The organism is Hymenobacter agri (genome assembly GCF_054778495.1).
The window spans coordinates 1-2,856 of record NZ_BAAGZM010000553.1; the positions used below are offsets into that span (position 1 = coordinate 1).

The following is a 2,856-nucleotide window of genomic DNA, read 5'->3' on the forward strand; positions in this document are numbered from 1 at the left end:
CGGCGCTGCGGTAGGCTGATACCAGCGGCGCGGTGTCGGTGGCGGTTTCGGGTTGGGCGGGCAGGCGCACGGCGCCGGGGCGCACGAAGCGGCTGTAGTTGCCCAGCGCCCAGAGCATCTTGCTGGGGTAGAAGTTGCCGTCGGTCTTGTTCTGGTCGACGTACACGAGGCCGTCTTTGTAGTCGTAGGGCGACACGGCCAGCCACCACTGCCAGGCGGCCGCGTTGGCCACCGCCAAATCGGTGTGGATGGCGCGGGCCAGGTATAGCGCCGGCTTCATGCCCAAATCGCGCGGCCCGCCGTTGATTTCGCCCGCGTTATCGCCCAGAATGCAGTATTCCGACTGCCAGAAATTCAGCCCCGGCACGCTGGCCACCTTGGCCGCCAGCTGCTGCCGCGTGGCCACGGCCTGCGCGTAGGGCGACGTGGTGAAGTAGCTGTGCCCGGCAATGGTGCGGGCCATGCGCGGCGTGCTGCCGAGGTAGGTCGGCGCGGTCTTGTCGCCGAAAAACGCGGTAATCTGGTCGCCCTGCGCGGGCTTGTCGGCGGGGCTGAACAGGTAGTCGAGCTTGCCGGCTTCGGTGATGAGAATCTGGGTGGGCAGCTTGGCGGCCGCCAGCTTCGCGCCCAGCGCCTTGCTGATGCCGGCGATATCGGTGTTCAGAAACGGGGTGCCTTCCTGGCCGCCGTCGCTCCAGTCCCACTGCGGCTCGTTCACGGGGCTCAAATAGTCGAAGGTGATGCCGGTGCGGCGGCGCACGCCCGCCACTACGGCGGCGAGGTAGTCGGCGAGCGCCCCGGCTTTTTCCGGAGCCAGGTTGGGCTGCTTGGCGGTGGCGAAGGCCTTGCCGTTGCGGGTGAGCGACACCGGCGGGCTGTTCAAAAAGCCCAGAAACTGCTGCACGCCGCGCTTTTTGGCAGCCTGCATAAACCACACCTGCCCGGCCTGCCGCGACCAGTCATAAGTGCCGGCCGGGGTTAGAAACGACTCGGCCCGCCGCCACTCGTCCTTGATGCCGCTGGCCGCGCCCTGCTCCGCGCTGCCCGCCCCAATGTTGAAGCGCCACATCGACAAGCCAATGCCCCTGGGCTGGCCGTCGGCCCCATTCTCGGTGCTGAACAGCAGGTCGGCAATGGCTTCCTTCTTGGCCGCGGGCCAGTTGCCCACAAACTGGCAGGCCCAGGCATCGGACGCGCTGAAGTTGGCCATGGTCTGCGCCGGTTTGGTGTCGTCGATGCGGACGGTGAGCGTGGCGGTTTGGGCCTGGACGGGGCCGGTGGCCAGCAGCGCGGCGAAGGCTAGGAATAGGGTGGTTGGTTGTTTCATAGGAAAGAAGATTGGGCCATCGGCGTGTCGTTTGGACGATGTAGGGGCGGGGCTTGCCCCCGCCCGGACGCGCCGTTGCCACGATGCCGTTCAACGACGGGCGGGGGCAAGCCCCGCCCCTACAACTTTGGCCTTTACTGCTGCCAAATCAGCCACTGCTGGCTGTTGGCGGTGCCGCCGGCGGCCTGCACCAGCGGCGTGGCGGCGGCCATCGAGCCGTTGCTCACGTCGAGGGCGAGGCTGCTGTTGCGGTTGGTGGCTTTGTAGTAGCCGTCGGCGTTGGCCGCGAGCTGCCACTGCTGGCTGTTGGCGGTGGCATTGGCGGGGTTCTGCACGATGGGCGTGGCGGCCGTGGTGGCGCCGTTCATCACGTCGAGCAGCTGGCTGCTGTTGCGGTTGGTGAGGGTGTAGTAGCCGCCGCCGGCCACGGCCAGCTGCCACTGCTGGTTCTGGTCGCCGTTCTGATAGTATTGAATGACGGGCGCCATGCTGTTTTTCGAGGCCCCGTTCACGTCCATCACCTGGCCGCTGTTGCGGTTGATGAGGCGGTAGCTGGCGGTGGGGTAGAACTGGTTGGTGCCGCCCGCGCCAATGCCCCAGCCGAACTGCACACGGCCCAGGCCCGAGGGGTTGGTTACGCCGGTGTTGGTACCGTCGAACTGCAGCAGGCTGTACTGGTCGCCGGTGCGCAGGCCGGGCCAGTACACGCTGGCAATGCCCTTCTGCCGGCAGTAGTTGCTGATGCCCAGCACGTACGACTTCTTCACGTCGTTATCGATGGCCGCGTAGTAGTTCACGCCCGTAGCCATAAACGTGCCCCACTCCGTGAGCACGGCGCGGCTGGCGTAGCTGCCCAGGTTGGCGGCAAAGGCGTTTTCCCAGCTCGCCGCCGTGGTGGTCGGGCTGTTATAAAAGAAGTCGTAGAGGTGAATGGACAGCAGGCAGCTGCTGAAGCGGCTGTCGGCCCCGATGCCGGTAATGTTCTGCGCATAGCCTTCGCCGTCGAGTAGCACGTGGCTTTGCGGAACGCCGGGGTTGCGGCTCAGCCAGTCGGCGTACACGCCCGATAATTCAGTCAGCGAGTAGCCGTGGGGCTCGTTGAATACCTCAAAATACACGTTGGCATTGGTGCCATACTTGGCCACTACCGTCTGCCACATGCTGTTGAACTGCGTCGCGTCGTCAATCCGGCCGTTGCGCGAGGAATTGCTTTCCCAGCAGGCCAGAATCACCTTCATGCCCTTGCCCAGCGCCTTATCGATGGCCCCGGTGTAGGGCGTCCAGCGGTTGCCGAGCACGGTGGGCGGGTTGATGGGCAGGCGCACCGTATTGGCGCTGGTGCTGGCCTGGAATCCGTTGATAACGCGCTCCGTTTTGGTTTGCACCGTGGCGTAGTCGTCGGTCGCGCCCAGGCCCGAGAGTACCAGCGCGTCGTCGGTGAAGTTGTCGCGCGGGTCGGCCCAGTTCAGGCCAGCAATGTTGGCCGCGCCCAGGCCGGTGGCCAGCGTGGGCGGCGTTTCGACCACCGG

2 protein-coding genes are annotated in these 2,856 nt (G+C 65.9%); both read right to left on the reverse strand.

Going from position 1 to position 2,856, the window contains the following annotated elements; all coding sequences use genetic code 11:
- Positions 1 to 1,327 (reverse strand): glycoside hydrolase (locus tag ACYVDE_RS19190; RefSeq protein WP_460503151.1); only part of this gene is annotated, 1,327 nt, incomplete at its 3' end.
- Between the two features lie 134 nt (positions 1,328 to 1,461).
- Positions 1,462 to 2,856 (reverse strand): RICIN domain-containing protein (locus tag ACYVDE_RS19195; protein ID WP_460503152.1); only part of this gene is annotated, 1,395 nt, incomplete at its 5' end.